Genomic DNA, 18,233 nt, shown 5'->3' with positions numbered 1-18,233 from the left:
TCGTCCAATTGGAAGACAGAGATTAAAGAATAATCTTTTGTAACTATTCGACAAGCCCCTCTTCGGCTTCGCGTGACCCATTTCTCCATGAGGCGGCGTTGTTGTGGTATTCGATTCTCACGTATGATACATACGTTGCGGTTCTGCGTTCCTCGTGCCTTGCCCTGAAGCCTTATGGTGGCATGCTGAACAGTTACAAACCTTATTTAACGCGGATGTAAATCAGGGCGCTGTGGTGCGTCTCCTTGCGGATGTTTTTCGTTGAGTGATGCGACTGATTTCCCCATTCAGATATTGAAGGCCAATGGTTTTTTATCTTTACGAAGAGGCAATGAAGGGTGTTGCCAAGATTTCGGTCGATGGCATTGTCCCGCAAAGTTTTCACCTCAGTCACTGGAAGGGGAATAAAACCCCTACGCCTCTGAAAGCAGACACCGCCACAGAGATTGCGATGCGCTATATTTCCCACCCGGATCGCAAGTCCTTCTTCCCGCAGGTCAATATTCTTACGAATAATCATTTTGATACGGACGGTCTCTTGTCGGTATGGGCGTTGTTGCACCCACATAAGGCGGAACCGATTTCTGGGAGATTGGTCGCCGCCGCTGAGGCGGGAGATCATTCCATCTTTTCATCGGAAGAGGGAGTTCAGGTGAATCTTTTGATCGATGCCCTCTGCCATTCTGAAGAAAGTCCGATCGCTTCCCAGATCGCCAGCTACACTGGCCCCAAAGAAGTGTTTTATTACAAGGCCCTCCTTCCCCTCCTGCCGGATCTTTTTAGAAAAAAGGATGACTACCGTTCGCTATGGCGGGGAGCTTTTGACGAAATTCTCCTTTCAATGGAACTTTTCGAAAAAGGGATTATCGGCCTGGAGGAATATCCGGAGGCCGGTCTTTCCGTCGTGATCGATGAGCAGCGTCCGCCGCGAGAGGCGATTGATCACTTCTGCCAAGGGAACCTTTTCCTGGTGATTGAAGACCGGGAGCGTGAAGAGGGCGGGTTCGCTTATGAACTGGAATACCGCTACTACGCCTGGGCCGAGACGGTGACACGGCCTCTTATTCCAATGGTTCCGATGGAGTCTCTGGCGGAGCATCTTAACCGGGAGGAAGGTCCTGCTGAAGGGAAATGGCTCACACAGGGCTACTCGGGGCGGTCGATGACCTCTGCTCTGAGATTTACCGACCCGGATGGAAAACGGCACCTCAGCCGGCTTCACCCGGATCAGGTGATTCAATGGGTTATTTCTCACCTCCCATCTTTGGAGGAGGATTTTGATGATGATTAACACGGACCGGATGATTGCGCATTTTCTAAAGCTGGTCCAGATCGACAGCCATTCAAGGAAAGAGGGTAAGGTTGCCCTTCAACTCAAGTCAGACCTGGAGGCCTTGGGTGCGGAGGTCGTCTTTGATGAGGCGGGGGAAGCGGTTGGGGGAGAAGTCGGGAACCTGATTGCCCGAATCCCGGGCACGAGTAAAGGCCATGCGCCTCTTCTCTTATCTGCTCATATGGATACCGTTGTGCCGGGAGAAGGGATCAAGCCGGTTATCGAAGGAAAAATCATAAAGAGCGACGGGACGACGATTCTCGGCGGAGATGACAAGTCGGGAATCGCGATTATCATTGAGGTTCTCAGGGTTATCCGGGAAGAGAAGGCGGAACATGGTGAGATTGAAGTGGTTCTGACCATATGTGAGGAGGATGGTCTGGTCGGAGCGAAACACCTTGATTACAAAAATCTGCATGCCAGAAACGGCCTGGTGCTCGATTGCGACCGTGTGGATTTTCTCTTCACCAAATCACCCGCGTCGGACCGGATGGAGTTCATTGTTCACGGACTTGAGGCGCACTCCGGACTCGCTCCGGAGGCCGGAGTCTCCGCCATACAGATTGCGTCTGAGGCGATCAGCCGGATGCGTCTCGGGCGGATTGATTCTGAAACGACCGCGAATATCGGCTTGATTGAGGGTGGATCGGCGGTCAACATCATCCCCAAATGTGTCCGGGTCAAGGGAGAATCGCGGAGTCGGGACGAGGAAAAGCTTGAGGCCCAGACCGCCCATATGAGCGACTGTTTCCAGGAGGCCGCCGCAAAGTATTTTGTGGAAATTGATGGCAAAAGAATTTCCGGTCGGGTTGAAGAAAAGATCTGGCGGGATTACAATAAAATGAATCTTTCAGATGCCACGCCGATAGTGAAATCGATCATGCGTGCGGCCAAACGGCTTTCCGTTTGTGTTCAAACCCAGGCAACTGGCGGGGGCTGTGACGCCAATATCTTTAACGAAAAGGGAATCGTGGTCGCAAATCTCGGGACCGGGATGCATGCGATACACACGGTCCGGGAGTGGGTTCATATTGACGAAATGAGTCAATCGGCCCGGATGGTCCTGGAAGTGGTCAAAGATCCCCCCTGATCGTCCTCCTGGGACTTTCTGCAACCTTCAAGACTCTTTATCCTGCCTGCACTCGCCGTTCTTCGGCGGGGTTCTTCAATTGACCTTTTTGTGTGCTTTTGATAAGGTGGCGTCGGTTTTATATTCAGGCCTCATTTCAGGGAGAATCAGATGTTTTTTCAGACCATGAGCCAGCTGGGGGACACCCTGAAAGGGATTATTGAAATCTCGGACAGGAAGATCTCTGTCATCGATGCCAGTCGGGTCCGGGGTGCGCTCATCGACCGCCTGGTCTGGACTGCCGTATTTCATGAGAAGGATGAGATGCGAGGAACGGCTCGCTGGATCATCAAGATGGCTGCGCCTCATTTGGGCATTCATTTAAGTTCCATCCAGCCGCTTTACGAGGCCAGGGGGAGGGGAGAAAATAGTGGATTTACCGTCCCTGCGATCAACGTCCGGGTGATGGCCTACGACACGGCACGTGCTATTTTTCGGGCCGCTTCCCATGGGGAAGTCGGGGCCTTTATCCTGGAGATTGCCAAGTCGGAAATGAATTATACGCATCAGTCTCCCGCAGAATATGCCGCTGTCATGACTGCGGCAGCGATACAGGAAGGTTTTACGGGGCCTCTGTTTATCCAGGGAGACCATATTCAAGTTAGCGCGAAGAAATACACCGCAGATCGTGAGACGGAGCTGGGCGGCATTCGTCAACTGATCAAAGAGGCGATCACAGCAGGTTTCTACAACATTGACATTGACTCTTCAACCCTCGTCGTCCTTGATCGCCCGAATATCATTGAACAGCAGCGGGACAACTTCGAGGTTGCGGCAGACCTGACGGCCTATATCCGCTCTCTTGAACCGGCAGGAGTAACAATTTCTGTGGGTGGGGAGATCGGTGAGGTTGGGGGGAAAAATTCGACGGTGGAGGAATTCGAGGTTTACCTCGATCAGTTCCTCGAAAGTCTTCAAAGGCAAGGATCTAAGCTTACAGGGATCAGTAAGATCTCTGTACAGACGGGAACCAGTCACGGGGGGGTTCCTCTGGCCGACGGAACGGTTGCAGAGGTCAAGCTTGATTTCAGCGTTCTTAAAGAAATTTCTAAGGTGGCCCAGGTAAAATATGGCTTGTCCGGCGCCGTCCAGCACGGGGCATCCACCTTGCCGGCTGAAGTGTTTGACCGCTTTCCCACGACCGGAACCGCCGAAATTCATCTTGCCACCGAGTTTCAGAATATGATCTATGACCGTATTCCAAGAGTGTTGAGAGAAGAGATCTATACCTATTTGCGGGAGACCTGCAAGGGGGAGAGGACGTCGGACCAGACAGAAGAACAATTTATTTATAAGACCCGAAAGAAGGCGATTGGCCCCTTTAAAAGACGCCTTTGGGAGCTTCCCTCTGATCTTCGTGAAAAGATTGGTCGGTCACTTGAAGAGAGGTTTGTCTTTCTCTTTAATAAGTTAAACGTCGTCAAGACCCGGGATGTGGTTGCGAAAACAGTCCAACCCGTCGCCGTGTCTTTCACGATACGGGACGAGATCGCCGCCGCAGAAGCAGAATCTAGGAAGGCCTCAGGGCCGCAGGTTCAGAAAGATATAAACCCCCTGGCCGATTAATGTAACTATCCAGCACACCCCTCCTTTCCTCCATGGCGGCGTTGCTGTGGGCTCCAACCCACGTAGCATACACCTGCTGTGGTTCTGCGCTCCTCGCGCCTTGCCCTGAAGGATGGGTCTCGCGAAGCCAAAGTAGTGGCATGCTGAACAGTTACAGTTGGATAGGCTCAGAGTCAAAAGTTTACGAACGATGTAGGAGGAAGCAATGTTTCAGCGGAAGATCGGTTTCTTTATTTTTTTAATTATTACGATGTCGGCCTCTGCCGCCTCCGCCGGTCTGATGCTTCGCTTTGAGGCCAAAAATTCAAGCGGAGAGCTGAGCCATATGGTGACCTTCATGCTGGAAGGAAAAAAACTGCGTGTCGAGGATTCGAGAGGCGGCATCATGATTTTTGATGGTGATCAGCAGAAGCTCTGGACGATCGATTCAGAACAAAAAATTTATTCCGAGATCAGCGATGCGGACATTGCGCGAATCAAGGAAATGCGGGACAAGATGAAGCGCCGGATTGAAAAGCAGATGGAGCGATTGCCCCCGGAGCAGCAGATGGAACTCAGGGGCATGTTGAAACAGATGGCGCAGGGGACGGCTGAACCTCCCAGGGCACTGACCTTTAAAGCAAGTGGGACAAAACGAAAGACGAAAGATGGCTTCTCCTGTACCCCTTTTCGTGTGATGGAGAAGGAGCTCCCGCTTGAAGAGATCTGTTTTATTGTATGGGATAAATCGGGGTTCTTGCTTGAGGATTTTCAGGCCTTTGACGCCTACGAACGGTTTTTGGTCAGGATCGGGGCCAACACCACAGGTCAAAATAAGATTTTTTTTGACCTGAAACAATCGCCGGGAATTCCGGCCCATGTTGCCGTGGTCAGCCCGGGCAACCGGAGCGGGCGAGAGCAGGTCCTTACGCTGCTGCACCGGAAGCGGATCCCTAAAAAGAAATTCACGCCTCCCCAAGGATTTCAAAAAAAACCGACATTAACCGGTCCGGGCGAACTCAGCCGCTAGAGAATGCTTGTGTGTGCAGATCCTGGATGAGGCCTCATCCCTCGGAACGGGCTTCTGTTCGAGTTAACCCCGTCCTTTATAAGTGAAGTTATGAACCGAAAAATTCTCTGGACTATCCTCCTGAGCTTAAGCCTCTGGCCGAGTTTCGCGACAGGACAGATCGTCAATATCCTCGACGAGGTCGATGACCTTCCTGAGGGATATTCCGGTGCCGTGAGCCTTCCGCTGCAATGGCGGACGGGAAATCCTGACCTCTTTCAGGTTTCAGGAGAGGTGGATGTGGGGTTCCGGAAAAGGGATCGTCTTATCCTTTTTATCGCGAGAGGCGAATACGGGGAAAAAGAAGGCGAAAAGTTTCTCTCCGGTCACTTTGAGCATCTACGCTTCCGTAAGAAAAAGACAGATCGATTCTCTTGGGAGCTGTTTCTTCAGAATTCTCACGATGAATTCCAGAGGTTGTCTATTCGTGCCCTGGCCGGTATCGGTGTCCGCTTGACACTTGCAAGGTGGGATGAGGGTCGCTTTACTTTTGGGACGGGATATATGGCGGAGTATGAGGAACTGACCGGATCCCCGGAAAGCAGTCAGAACGATCTGACGACCTTTTCGAACCGATGGTCGAACTATATTCAGCTGAATCTGAACCTTCAGGAAAACCTCTTATTTTCAGAGACGGTTTTTATTCAGCCGGTGATTGAACAGCCGGATGATTTACGGATCCTCAATGATACCTCTTTGAAGATCAGCGCCGGGGCCTTTTTTATCAGGAACAGCTTTCTGCTGACGATTGATACCCGTGCCCCGGAAGGGGTCGAGCGGCTCCAGACCACTCTAAAATCGAGACTCGGGTTCGACTTTTGAACAGGTATTCCAAGTGCAATCTCCGTCCCTCAATCGTTTGTCTTTTTTCTTAGTCTTTAAGATCTGAAGGCCTCGGGGATGGAGAGGGTGTAGGCGAGTCTGAAGCACCCCAGTCCCTGACAACGGCATCTGCTACGATAAAATGCTCGGTAGGCAAGCCGCCAAATCGGCCTTCATGGTGATAGACTCCCTGGACGATGACCCGGCTGTTGACCATGTTGTAGTTGGGAAAATCGCTGAAGACGGTGACCTCGTCTCCTCCCTCTCCCACGGTTGCACTGACAAAGCTCGAGCCCATCCGGCCTCTCATGAGGACAGCCGAACGTGCCCAACCCATGACGGTGACCCGCCGGTTGTCATATTTCTCTCCAAGTTCAGAAACATCGAGAAGGAGTGGGAGTTCTCTCGCCAGGAGGGTATAGGTCATTAAGAAGAGAACAGAGATGATCACTAAGGACGTTACTGTGAAAAATCGTCTTAATGTATTCATTTTTCCACCTCCAATTACATTATACCACCGATCTTCAATTCTGTCTTATATCCATATAGTATATTAATGTTCTAGTCTTTTATGTTCCGTAGGAATCCTTCTCTTCGCGATTGCGCTCACCTACATTGTTTCCATATGTCCTACCGTTCTTATCGGTTGAGTTTGACCTGAACTTGAGAGGCTTGATTTGACTTTTTTTTAAGACTTCTGATAGCGTATGTTTCATCAGTCCAACAAGGAAAAGGAGGAAGAAATGAGAAGAAAAATTGGCGTCGTGTTGTCAGGCTGTGGCCATCTGGATGGAGCAGAAATACAGGAGACGGTTGTGACTTTGCTGGCGATTGATCGTGCCGGGGCAGAGGCGGTCTGCATGGCCCCTGATATTGATCAGATGCATGTCATCGACCATCGGACCGGAAAGGAAATGTCCGACAAACGGAATGTCTTAATTGAATCCGCCCGGATTGCGCGTGGGAATATACAAGACCTGAAAGGGGTCGATCCCGCCGGGCTGGATGCCTTGATTCTTCCGGGGGGCTATGGAGCAGCAAAGAATCTCTGTGATTTTGCAGTGAAGGAAGAGAACTGTCAGGTGGATCCCGATGTAGGAAAACTGGTCCGGTCGATATTGGATGCTCGGAAACCGATCGGGGTGATCTGTATTGCCCCGGCGCTCATGGCGAAAGTGGCACAGGGAAAAGGAGAGCTGGTCAAGCTGACCATCGGCAATGATGGCGAGACCGCAGCTGCGCTTCAAAAGATGGGAACTGAACATGTCGACACAAAAGTGGAGGATATTGTCGTCGATGAGGTGCATCGGATTGTATCAACACCGGCATACATGCTGGGCAAAAGGATTTCAGAAGTTGCGGAAGGGATAGAAAAACTGGTCAAGAAGGTGGTGAACATGATTTAGAAGCGGCTTTGTCCTACTTAAGGAATCTCTGATTGAGTTTGGGTTAGATTTTTCGGGAGATAAAATGTTTCGATTCAAGGCAGAAATCGCAAGAGGATGGTTCTCGCGAAGCCATAGCCCGCTATTTGGAAGAACCACGCCCCGAAGGCGAGGATTCTTCGACACGAAACGAAAAAAGTCTTTATCTTTATTCGCTCGCTAACTCCGGACACTTGTTATGCGTGTCAAGATTTATAACGCAGTAGCGGGACATTTTAGCCCTGAAAAAACTATTCATGACTTAGTCAGAGGTTCCTCAAAGAGAGAGGTAAACACCTCATTGGCTTGGGTCATGTGTTGTTGAATGTCGGCTTCCAGTTCAATGCTTCCTTTCTTCCAGTCACCTCGACCGTAGCCCATTCTGCGACTCAGGAAGGTGAACTCTTCTGAGCGGGTTTTCGGAAGGAGGAGGTCTTTTGCATTTCCCCGGACAATCCGAAGAGCATCGATCAGGGTTCTTAGAAAAAGATAGGTCCTTTTCAGTTTCCTTCCGGTCTCTGCCGGAATTATCTTGAGCAAGGATAACTGGTGAAGGGCCTTCAAGGTGGTGGGTGTCCTGATTGCCGGCTGCCGATGACCATGGATGATCTGAAGATATTGTGCCAGATATTCAATATCGATGATCCCTCCAGGACTGTATTTGACATTGGTTTTCCCTTTGGGGACCAACTCATGGACCTGTCTTTTCCTGAGCGCGATGGCTTCCTTGAGGTCCCAGGGCTGATGACTGTAGACAAATCGGTTCCGCGCCGCTTCGCAGGCCTGTCCCAGGTGCTTGTCTCCCCCGACGGTTCTGAGTTTGATCAATGTCTGTCTTTCAAAAGGAGCGGCCTCACCTTCTGAATTGTAATATGTGTTGAAGAGTGTAAGAGGAAAGGCGAGGCGGCCCGAATCACCATGAGGCCTCAACCGAGTATCGATATGAAAAATCCCTTCTTTCTTTGTCCGAATGAAGCGGATGATTTCCTGCGCCAGTTTCTCAAAATAGACCCTGTTGTCGATGCTGCTCGTCCCCTTTGTCTCTCCGGAACCTTCGTAAACAAACAAGAGCTCGATGTCTGAAGCATAGCCCAATTCTCGTCCGCCAAACTTGCCGAGTCCACAGATGGTGAACGCACAGGAACTGCCGTCTTCTTTCAAGGGCTGTCCATGTTGTTCTTCAAGATGGCGACGGCAGAGTTGGTAGACTTGGTTGATGACCACTTCGGCCAGGTCCGTCAATGCCTCTGAAAAATGCCTGAGATCTCCAGAGGGTGCGAGCAGGTGTTTCATGTCTATACGGAACATCTCCTGATCTTTGTAGGTATTCAGGATTCGCTTTTGATCTTCTATCGTGTGAACCATTTGGAGTCGCCGAAGAAGTGCGTGCCGGGTTGCAGGCTTTCCGATTTGGAGTTCTTCCATATTGAACTGTTCAAGGATGGGGAGAAGGCTTTTGAACTGCATTCTTAGAAAGTCTTCCCATAAAAATTGACTTGTTCCAAAGAGACGCGCCAGGACCTGCATTGTCTCCTTTTTCCTCAGGAATGAAAGGAGGGAACGTGAATGGCCCACCTCCAGAATTTTGTCGAGAAACTGGTCATAATGACCGATCGCCATCGTCGGGTCCGGAGCTCCGGTGAGGAAATGGGTAAACTGTTTAATCAGGATGGCGGAGACCCGGAGGGCCTTCTTATCTTCTTCACGTTTTATCTTTTTGCCCCGTCGGTCAGAGATGTGAAATCGGTCGTCGATCCCCTGTCCTTGTTTTTTTATTTTAACCTTGTGGAGGTATATGTTTCGCATTGCGAGGGCATTTGAGAAGGCGTAAAGAAAGAAAGGGGTATCTTTTCCATGAATATCCAGAATCGTCCATTTTTTCGATATTGTGTTATTAAAACGGACGGTGATTGGATGGGAAAGACCATTTTTAAGCCCGGCGGCATTTCCTGTGGTCCGACTCAGGGTGGCGACGAGGCGATGATTTACCCTTTCCCGGGCTTTCTCGTAATGTTCTGCCTCCAGAAGTTGTATGAGTGCTTGGAATTCTTCCTTAAAACTTTTCTGTTGAGGGAGGTCAAAACGGCTTTCAGGGTTTGCCGTCTGGACATGAAGGACATCGATAATCTTCTTTCTTGAACTGTCGGAATAGGTATGGACATCTCCTGAGATGATCTCAAGGCCTAAGGAGGAGAGAAGCCCGCAGAGGATGGAAAACCCTGAGAAATAATCGAATGCAACGACGGTTATCTTGAACCGGCCTTCATCGAGTGGGTTCACGTTTAAAGAGGTGGGATGTCTCGCATCGATCCAACGGGACATTTGAATATGTTCGGCGACTTCGGGCACCGTGTACAGAGAGAAATAATCCCGATCCATTTCAGAGAGAAAAGTATGGATGAAGGATGCATCACTCTCTTGAAAATGTGATGTCAGTTCTTTGATCCATTGTGTCTTTCGCATTGAGAGGACTCCTTGGCCCCAAGATACAAGAAAACGGGTCCCTTGATCAATCCTTTGAAGAAAAGGGCCAAGGTTTCATGATAGCAAAATTGCATCGCCCATTCCTGATGCGTATAATGCCCTTAGACTCTTATCAATGTGGAATTTTTGGCGGAATTTGTGATGGGTAAATATGCGATAAAAGATCTCCTCCTAGCGCCGGAACTTGATTCTCAGGAGGTTGCCGCACTCTTGAGGCCCTATGGATTTCAGGATATCAAAAAGGCCGATACCAATATACAACTGATTGCAGCAGACCCGGAGGCACGGACCCTTTTTGCCGAGATACTGGAGGAGTGTCTGCGTTGTTGTTCGCTTACGCCTTTTCCGGATCTGGCCATGAACCATCTTGAGCGGTTTTCCCGAGCGGTTTTTGTCAAGACAGCGTTTCTTTCTTATTTACAGAAATCTCCACAAACCCTCTGGCTCCTGGCACAGGTTTTTGGGAGCATCCCTTTTTTTTCAGAGATCTTAATCAGAAATCCGGAATATCTTTATTGGGTTTTTTCCCCTGAAGTTCTGGATCAGCCGAAGAAGCGGAGCGTGCTTTCAGCTGAACTTTCAAGTGCCCTGCGCCTCTTGAAAGCCCAAGAGACGCGGCTTGATTTTCTCAGGATCTTTAAACGGAAAGAGATTCTTCGAATCGGGGTCAGGGACCTCTTGGGCAAGTCGGTTGTCGAGGAAACCCTGACGGCCTTATCTGACCTGGCCGAGGTCCTCATCCAGCAGGCCTATTGGATTTGTGAAAAAGAGATGCGGCGGAAATATGGGATCCCTAAAGGGCGAACCGGTTCAGGCAAAGGGAGCCGGATCGGATTCACGGTCCTGGCGATGGGAAAATTGGGAGGAAGTGAGTTGAATTTCAGTTCCGATATTGACCTGATGTACCTCTATGCCCAGAGTGCAGGTGAGTCGTCTGGCGGGCGCGGGAAAAAATGTATCCCAAATGCGGTCTATTTTGAGAAAATGTCAAAGGAGGTGACGGTAGCCCTGAATGCACCCACCGAGCAGGGGTATGTTTATCGGGTTGATCTTCGTCTCCGACCTGAAGGGAAGGCGGGACTGATTGCAACCCCTTTTCAAGGGTATCGGCGGTATTATGCCTCCCGCGGTGAAACCTGGGAACGACTCTCCCTCGTCAAGGTTCGAGCGGTGGCTGGAGACCGTCTGCTTGGCAGGCGCTTTCTCAAAATGGCGGAGCCCTTTATCTACAAAAGGCCCTTTGGATTTAAAGGGTTTAAAGAAGTGAGGATGATCAAGGAGCGGATTGAAGGGGAGTGTTCTGAAATGAAGCAGCGCCTGAGAGATGTGAAGCGAGGGAGGGGCGGAATACGAGAGATCGAGTTTGTTGTTCAGTCCTTACAAGTTGCGTTTGCCGGAAAAGATCCCAGGATTCGAGGCCGCGGGTCTATGGATGCCTTAAAGAGATTGGCGCGGGGCCGGTATCTCTCTGCCGAAGAGGCCCGCCTGCTGTCAGAGGCCTACCTGTTCTTTCGAGACCTGGAAAATAAGCTTCAAATGGTTCGTGACCGGCAGACCCATCTCATTCCAGACGATCCGGATGAACTCAGGGCAACGGCGCTCAGAATGTCTTATAAAGATCATGTCCGGGGTGCCGCATCCGTACGGCTTCTGAAAGATTACAAGGGCCATACAGAGAGGGTCCACACGATCTTTCGGAGGGTTTTTTATTCAGAGCCCCCCTTAACTGAATCTGGTGTTTAATCAATGAACGCACAAAAACGACATTATGTCGAGGTGGTGACGCCAGAGGTGGAAGGACGTTTTCATTACCACCTGCCGCCAGAGCTTGCGGGAAGGAAATTTTCTCCCGGGGTTCGGCTTCTGGTTCCGTTTGGAAGAGGCTGGCGGATGGCCTTCTTTGTCCGAGCCGTTGGACGGCCGGATGTGAAGGCGACAAAGGCCGTGCTCGCCGTTCTTGAGGAGACCTCTCTTGTCGTTCAACCACTTTTTGATCTGCTACTCTGGATTGCGGACTATTATTTTGCTCCCTTGGGCGCCGTGATCAAAGGGAGCCTTCCCCAGGGGATACATCTCTCGGTTCGACGAAGGTTCAGCCTCGTCGGCTCCGGTGAAACGAGTCAGGCGGAAAAGAAAAGGCCGGTTCAGAAAAGTGTAATTGATCTTCTGGAAAGCGAAGGTTCTTTAACGGAACCACAGCTTAAGAAGCGTCTTGAACGAAAGGGCTTGACCCGCATCCTTTCCATTCTCGTGAAGGCGGGCAGGGTTCGGGCGCAGTGGGAGATCGCGCCTCCCGTTGTCAAAAAAATATTTCGCCGCATCCTTGTTCTAAAGAAGAACCCCGAAGAGACAGCGGCCTTAGCGGCGTCTCTTTCCAGGCGCTCGCATCGACAGGCGGCCCTCCTCGAAATCCTCCTCTCGGCAGGGGGCTCACTTCCGGTCGCCGCCTTGGAGTCTCCGCTTCGCGCCCCCTTGAAACGCCTGATTGAGAAAAAATGGATTGATCAGCGTGAGGAAGCGGCGCGGCGCATTCCAAGGCTTGAAAGCGGTTTTCGTCCGAAGGGGACGATCCGTCTTAACGCGGATCAGAAGAAGGTAAGTGAAGAAGTGTTGGACGCGATAGAAACAGGGGGTTTTGCCCCCTTTCTCCTCCATGGAGTGACCGGGAGCGGAAAGACCGAGGTTTACCTCCAGGTGATTGAAGCGGGGCTCCGACAGGGAAAGGGGGCGATCCTTCTTGTCCCCGAGATTTCGCTGACCGCTCAGCTCGTCGCCCGGTTTCATGAGCGCTTCGGGGACGAAGTTGCCCTTTTTCACAGCGGGCTTTCAGCCGGGGAGCGTTACGACGAGTGGCTCAGAATAAAGGAAGGTCAGGCCCGTCTGGTCATCGGGGTTCGTTCGGCCATCTTCGCGCCGATGAAAGAGGTCGGCGTCATCATTGTTGATGAGGAGCAGGATTCTTCTTATAAACAGGACGAGGGTGTTCGCTATAATGCGAGGGATGTCGCCCTGGTCAGAGCCCGGTCCGAAAAAGCCGTCGTTATGCTGGGGTCGGCCACCCCTTCGTTTGAGTCCTATCACCACAGCCAGAGCGGAAAGTATCGCTACCTTCATCTCCCAAAACGGATTGAGTCGCGGCCTTTGCCGTCGGTCTTGTTGGTCGATCTGAGAAAAAAAGAGGAGATGGTCAAGCCCTTCCTCACGAGGCCTTTGATTGCGGCGATTGAAAAACGTCTTTCGGAAAAAGAACAGGTTCTCCTATTTGTCAATCGACGCGGTTTTTCGTCTTCCCTTCTCTGCGCGGATTGCGGTGAGCTCCCTTCCTGCCGGCATTGCACGGTTTCTCTCACCTACCATAAGAAGCGGAAACGGCTTGTTTGCCATTATTGCGGGTATGAGACGCCGCCCCCGACCGAATGTCCCAAATGCCGGGGGTCGCGCATGATTTATCTGGGGATCGGGACGGAACAGGTGGAAGAAACGGTTCGGGGGTTTTTCCCTTCGGCAAGGGTCGCCCGAATGGATCGAGACACCACGCAGAAGAAAGGATCTCATCAGAAGATCATTGCCGCGATGGTGCAGGAAGAGGTAGATATTCTGATCGGAACTCAGATGATCACGAAGGGGCATGATTTTCCGGGTGTGACCCTGGTCGGCGTGCTTTGTGGAGACCTGTCGCTCCAATTTCCGGATTTTCGCGCCTCGGAACGGACCTTCCAGCTCCTTGCCCAGGTGGCGGGCCGTGCCGGTCGGGGTGAACGTCCGGGAGAGGTGATGATACAAACCTTTCAGCCGGATCATGCGAGTATTGCTTTCGCGACGGCCCATGATTATATTTCTTTTTATCAGGGAGAGATTCAGTCCAGGAAGGAGGGCGTCTATCCGCCATTTTGCCGTTTGACCCGCCTCCTCCTTCGGAATCGCCGGGAAGAGGCCGTCGTCAGAGGGGCCGAGTCGCTGACGGTCTTAATCAAGGACTATCTCCCCGGACGAGGAGTTGAAATACTGGGGCCGGCCCCGACCCCGATGGCGCGAATCCGGGGGGAATATCGATATCAAATCCTGATGAAGGGGAAAGACCAGAAGCGGATTTCAGCCGCGCTGAAACCGGCCGTACACCGCTGGAAGCGCAAGGCGAACGAGGGGACTCGGCTGGAGGTGGATGTCGATCCGCAGCAGTTTGGTTGAGAGGAGGTCTCTGTTCTTTGGGAAGGTTCTTCCATTTTCCAGGAGATCTTATGTTTTGATTTAAGGCGTAAATCGCAGAGGATGGTTCTCGCGAATCCATAGCCCGCTCTTGTCAAGATTTACAACGCAGAAGCGGAACATTATTTGCCCTGAAAGAACTATCCGCGACTTATTCAGAGGTTTCCTTAGTATACTGAGGTAGCAGGAAACTCACAAAAACTTTCATAAACACATTGCGTATGGATGACAACACACTGATTCGTGAAGCCCAAAGGGGTGATAAAAATGCCTTTGGAAAACTCATTCAGCACCATTATATTGTTCTTTACCCCTAACGTAATATATGCTCAGCAGGGGATGGGAGAAGAGCCACAAAAGAAACAGATGCATAAAAAAATAATCGAAGCAGTGTTAAAAGGAGAGACCGAAAAATGGATGGCCTTGCCGGGCGTCGTCGGAACCGACCAGGGGGAGTGTCAGGGGAAGCCCTGTATCAAGGTCTTTGTTGTGAGGAAGACCTCCGAACTTTTGAAGCAAATCCCATCTAAGATTGAAGGCTACGAGGTTGTCATTCAAGAAACCGGAGAGTTCCGGGCGCTTGAACCGAACTAAAATATCATAACGGCGTTCAGGGGAGTTGGTGTAGTTCAAAGAGTTGTCGGGTGTCGAACTTCTCTGGTTGTATCGGCGAGGCACCGTCAACCTGAAGCGGATAAGAAGTTAATCCTTCCTCAAGCACCTTTTTTCCAAGGACGAGGCCATCTCATATCCTCGTAAATCGTTCGATTCGAAGCCGGATATTCCCAAGGGCCGGATCGGCCAGATAGATACGATCCCCCCGAATTCCTTTGAAGAAGGTCTCATTTAAATCTTCAAAATCATTTTATCAAGGCGGAATGGCTTTCGATCTTGCCGGGCGGCTCAATGCGGCTCCCGAGGTGCTTCGCAAGAAACGCTTCTATCGTTGCATATAAGTGACGTTTATTTTCAGGATGCAAGAAGTAATGTCCTTCATTGGTATAGACAAGATACTCCACCGGCTTGTTTGCCTTTCGAAGCGCGTTCACGATCTGTTTGCTTTCCGCCTGTTTGACGCGCGATGGATGTATTTCAGGGCGGGAATACAGGCCGAAAGGGGCTTGGCTGATTGTCGAAACGACGGTTGTTACGACCCTGCTACCTGCGCGACGGGCTTGCGCACAAGCACGGGTCCTAATCTTGGACGGTTTGTTGGGAAAGGGATTATTTTTCCGGAGGATCTTGCCGTCTTCCTTCTTCCAGACTTGAAACAGGCTTCTGCTTTTTTGAAGAGAGTTTGGAGACCGGCAAGATTTCGACAATCGAGTTCGATCGTTTTCTGGGGATACCAGCCGATCCCTTCACCCCAGGAGAGGAGACGAAGGTGCAGGTATCCAGCCTCCCCTTTCTCAGAATTGAGTAAAATTTCCACCTTTTCTGATTGGTTCTTGCCATCTAGTACGCCGATGACTTGTTCCATAGACTTCCTCCCTATTCCCTCTAACGACATGTTTCGGATGTATAATGCAAATGGTACTTGCTCGCTCTGTGCGGGTGTTCGATCCTTTCTAAGATTCGAACCGTGCGGCTCTATAGAGATACCCTTGGATTGACGGGTATCTCTATAGAGCAATGAAGTTGATAATCATTATCAATAATTGAAATACTACATTGTAATAGGGTCCTACGTCAAGCACTTTATTTGTCCCTAATTCCGTGATTTCGAAATTAGAACCCGCCGATGGCTTGCGCGAGACCCATCCGCCTGAAATGACTGCGTTGTCGGCCAACAGTCTCCTCACCGTACGGATGAGTACGCTTCGGTCGTCCTTATGGCCTCTGGCATTGTCTTTCAGGCGACTTGACTGTTTGCCCCAAAATCAATCGCTGATCTTGGGTTTGCGTGAGTTGTGATCGCTTTTTACCCTTCCACATTGACAATAAATTGTGAATGTGATTAGTTCTGAAAGATCTGATCAATAATGGGTCGTCTTCTTGAACATGCGAAGGGAGCTTCCTTCAAAGGGGTTTCCCCCCGGCTTCTCCGGGGTACTTTCTACTATGCCAGTGAGAGGAGGGGTTGTGAGAGCGTTGATGGAAATCCGAGGTTAAAGTGATGTATCAAAAATATTTTGGTTTTAGTACGCCTCCTTTCAAGCTTGTCCCGGATCCACACTTTTTTTTCTCCAGCAAAAAACACGATGAGGCCATTTCACACATTCAATATGGCCTGAAGGAACGGAAGGGTTTCATTGTCATCGTTGGGGAAGTTGGGACCGGAAAGACAACCCTCTGCCGGCTTCTCTTAGGAAGACTTGATCCATCGTTCAGGACCGCACTTCTTTTTAATCCGCAACTTTCGGCCATCGAACTTCTCCAAAGCATCAATCAGGATTTTGGGTTAAGGGGGAAAAGCCGATCTAAAAAAATTGATCGACGAACTGAATCACTTTCTCCTCGGTCTGCTGTCTGAAGGGAAAACTGCGCTCCTGATTGTTGATGAAGCGCAACTTCTTCCCATCGCTTGCCTAGAGGAGATCCGTCTTCTTTCAAATTTAGAGACCGAGCAGGAAAAGCTGATCCAGATTCTCCTTATGGGTCAACCTGAATTGAAAGAGAAACTGGCTTTCCATTCGCTTCGGCAACTCAAACAACGTATTTCGCTGATCCATGAGATCGGTCCACTTAGAAGAGAAGAGGTTGGATTATATATCGCGTCCCGGATCAAGGTTGCCGGCGGGGCTGATTCTGTTACCTTTTCACCGAGAGCGATCGATAGAATTTTCCGCTTCAGTGAAGGGTTCCCCCGTCTTATCAATGTTGCTGCAGATCAGGCGCTCCTGGCTGCTTATGTGGCCAACGCAACTTATGTGGCAGAATCACTTGCAAGTCAAGCAATCGGAGAACTTGAAAAGGGGTCGCCGGAATCGTCTCTCCCTCCTGTTAAAGAAGTTGATACGAACCCGAGGAAGAGGGCATTGACGACCTTTCTCTTTCTGATTGTCGTATCTCTTTTGTTTGCCTCCGGTTGGTATTGGAAGGACCGGCTTATCACCGGGATGAACCTCCTGAAGACCTTCCTCACGGAAAAGGCCGTCTAGTTCGTCCCCCCCCTAAGCTCTGAAATGAGGGTGAGTACCCATAGCGAGCGCAAGCCTCCATCCTTTACTGGATCGGGGGTTTCCCAGTGAATAAAATTAGAGGATTGCTTCTTTTTGGGTCAGAGGTTCCCTCATTGTTTTCTCTTCCCCCGCAGATTATAATTAGTCTGGTTGTTCGTGTGGTTTCATTAGGATTTTGAACCGTTTTTTGTATGAGGAAAACATGATTCCGATCAAGGCGGATCTTCCGACTCGCACATTTCCATTGGTCACCATCTTAATAATCTCAATTAATATTTTTGTTTTTCTCTACGAGATCTCTCTCGGGGAGTATTCAGAACAGTTCATACTTACTTTCGGGGCGATCCCCTTCAAGCTTACGCATATATTTCCCTTGCTTACGCGTGGTGAGCCAATCTCTCCTATCTTCAAGAGCATGATAACCTCTATGTTTCTTCATGGTGGATTCTGGCATGTGGGGGGGAATATGCTCTACCTGTGGATTTTTGGGAATAACATAGAAGATGAGATGGGGCATCTTCGTTTTATCTTCTTTTATCTCCTTTGCGGGGTGATCGCAGTCTATTCTCACGCCGCCTTCGATCCAATGTCTCAAGTCCCGATGATCGGTGCCAGTGGCGCAGTGTCCGGGGTGCTGGGGGCCTACTTGATTCGTTTTCCCGGGGCAAAGATTCTGACGCTGGTTCCTCTTGGGTTTTTTGTCCATATGATCCGGATCCCGGCGATTATCGTTCTTGGTTTTTGGATCGTTGCACAGCTTGCGAATGGGATGTTCAGTCCTCAAGGGGGGGGGGTTGCCTGGTTTGCTCATGTCGGGGGTTTTATTGCCGGCATGTTATTGATTTACAAATTTTCAAAAAGGCGAAAAAAGGGCATAGGTCTGCGGAAGTCTTCCGGAACCCCTTCTCCTGGGTGAGGAGACCTTTGTCCGATAACGCACTATGAACAGGCGAATCAGCGGTTTTTAATTCCGAAATCTCAGAATCAGGGCCATCCGGACTGCTCGTCTCGGAAGGCCTGGCTGTGCGAGGACGTTTGACTTTATTCCTAGAAATATTATAATGTTACCAAGACCATATGTCCTGATCGACCCTAGGTA

General features: G+C 50.4%; 15 protein-coding genes. 12 read left to right on the top strand and 3 right to left on the bottom strand.

Annotated elements, in window-relative coordinates; all coding sequences use genetic code 11:
• The first annotated feature begins 304 nt into the window (after positions 1 to 304).
• The 5 genes from EYQ01_02020 to EYQ01_02000 all read left to right on the top strand — a co-directional run bounded on the left by EYQ01_02020 (position 305) and on the right by EYQ01_02000 (position 5,898).
• The gene (locus EYQ01_02020) at positions 305 to 1,291 is read left to right on the top strand and encodes a hypothetical protein (GenBank protein ID HIE64590.1); all 987 of its coding nucleotides are present in this window, start codon (positions 305 to 307) and stop codon (positions 1,289 to 1,291) included.
• On the top strand, positions 1,284 to 2,423 hold the full coding sequence (locus EYQ01_02015) for a M20/M25/M40 family metallo-hydrolase (protein HIE64589.1): 1,140 nt from the start codon (positions 1,284 to 1,286) through the stop codon (positions 2,421 to 2,423). The genes EYQ01_02020 and EYQ01_02015 overlap by 8 nt, the downstream gene beginning before the upstream one ends.
• A gap of 150 nt (positions 2,424 to 2,573) precedes the next feature.
• Positions 2,574 to 4,028, top strand: coding sequence for an aldolase (locus EYQ01_02010; protein HIE64588.1), 1,455 nt, complete (start codon positions 2,574 to 2,576; stop codon positions 4,026 to 4,028).
• 205 nt (positions 4,029 to 4,233) lie between these two features.
• Positions 4,234 to 5,037 carry a hypothetical protein gene (locus tag EYQ01_02005; protein ID HIE64587.1) on the top strand — a complete coding sequence of 268 codons (804 nt, stop codon included), beginning with the start codon at positions 4,234 to 4,236 and terminating at the stop codon, positions 5,035 to 5,037.
• Between the two features lie 90 nt (positions 5,038 to 5,127).
• Positions 5,128 to 5,898: a DUF481 domain-containing protein gene (locus EYQ01_02000; protein HIE64586.1), complete on the top strand. Its 771-nt coding sequence runs from the start codon at positions 5,128 to 5,130 to the stop codon at positions 5,896 to 5,898.
• A 49-nt stretch (positions 5,899 to 5,947) separates the two neighbouring features.
• On the opposite strand, the gene EYQ01_01995 is transcribed toward EYQ01_02000, so the two are convergent.
• The gene (locus tag EYQ01_01995; protein ID HIE64585.1) at positions 5,948 to 6,388 is read right to left on the bottom strand and encodes a hypothetical protein; all 441 of its coding nucleotides are present in this window, start codon (positions 6,386 to 6,388) and stop codon (positions 5,948 to 5,950) included.
• A 253-nt stretch (positions 6,389 to 6,641) separates the two neighbouring features.
• Between EYQ01_01995 and elbB the strand changes: the two genes are divergently transcribed.
• On the top strand, positions 6,642 to 7,304 hold the full coding sequence (gene elbB / locus EYQ01_01990; protein ID HIE64584.1) for an isoprenoid biosynthesis glyoxalase ElbB: 663 nt from the start codon (positions 6,642 to 6,644) through the stop codon (positions 7,302 to 7,304).
• Positions 7,305 to 7,577: 273 nt separating this feature from the next.
• Here elbB and EYQ01_01985 read toward each other — a convergent pair whose 3' ends face one another.
• Entirely contained in the window at positions 7,578 to 9,785 is a 2,208-nt protein-coding gene (locus tag EYQ01_01985; GenBank protein HIE64583.1) for a hypothetical protein, read from the bottom strand.
• A gap of 162 nt (positions 9,786 to 9,947) precedes the next feature.
• On the opposite strand from EYQ01_01985, the gene EYQ01_01980 reads away from it, so the two are divergent.
• The 3 genes from EYQ01_01980 to EYQ01_01970 all read left to right on the top strand — a co-directional run bounded on the left by EYQ01_01980 (position 9,948) and on the right by EYQ01_01970 (position 14,606).
• Positions 9,948 to 11,549, top strand: coding sequence for a hypothetical protein (locus EYQ01_01980; protein ID HIE64582.1), 1,602 nt, complete (start codon positions 9,948 to 9,950; stop codon positions 11,547 to 11,549).
• Positions 11,550 to 11,552: 3 nt separating this feature from the next.
• The gene (priA, locus tag EYQ01_01975; GenBank protein HIE64581.1) at positions 11,553 to 13,994 is read left to right on the top strand and encodes a primosomal protein N'; all 2,442 of its coding nucleotides are present in this window, start codon (positions 11,553 to 11,555) and stop codon (positions 13,992 to 13,994) included.
• 261 nt (positions 13,995 to 14,255) lie between these two features.
• A complete protein-coding gene (locus EYQ01_01970) occupies positions 14,256 to 14,606 on the top strand; it encodes a hypothetical protein (protein ID HIE64580.1) in 351 nt (116 codons plus the stop codon).
• A gap of 266 nt (positions 14,607 to 14,872) precedes the next feature.
• Here the strand turns inward: EYQ01_01970 and EYQ01_01965 are convergent, their stop codons facing one another.
• Positions 14,873 to 15,364 (bottom strand): hypothetical protein, encoded by a 492-nt coding sequence (locus EYQ01_01965; protein ID HIE64579.1) that lies wholly within the window; start codon positions 15,362 to 15,364, stop codon positions 14,873 to 14,875.
• 764 nt (positions 15,365 to 16,128) lie between these two features.
• Here EYQ01_01965 and EYQ01_01960 point away from each other — a divergent pair.
• The 3 genes from EYQ01_01960 (at position 16,129) to EYQ01_01950 (ending at position 18,050) form a co-directional block, all read left to right on the top strand.
• Positions 16,129 to 16,485: a hypothetical protein gene (locus EYQ01_01960; GenBank protein ID HIE64578.1), complete on the top strand. Its 357-nt coding sequence runs from the start codon at positions 16,129 to 16,131 to the stop codon at positions 16,483 to 16,485.
• A complete protein-coding gene (locus tag EYQ01_01955; GenBank protein HIE64577.1) occupies positions 16,442 to 17,113 on the top strand; it encodes a hypothetical protein in 672 nt (223 codons plus the stop codon). Before EYQ01_01960 ends, EYQ01_01955 begins: the two co-directional genes overlap by 44 nt.
• A gap of 223 nt (positions 17,114 to 17,336) precedes the next feature.
• The gene (locus EYQ01_01950; GenBank protein ID HIE64576.1) at positions 17,337 to 18,050 is read left to right on the top strand and encodes a rhomboid family intramembrane serine protease; all 714 of its coding nucleotides are present in this window, start codon (positions 17,337 to 17,339) and stop codon (positions 18,048 to 18,050) included.
• Positions 18,051 to 18,233 lie beyond the last annotated feature (183 nt).

This window comes from Candidatus Manganitrophaceae bacterium, assembly GCA_012960925.1.
Taxonomy (GTDB): domain Bacteria; phylum Nitrospirota; class Nitrospiria; order SBBL01; family JAADHI01; genus DUAG01.
The sequence above is the reverse complement of the archived record's forward strand: the minus strand, read 5'-3'. Positions and strand labels throughout refer to the sequence as shown.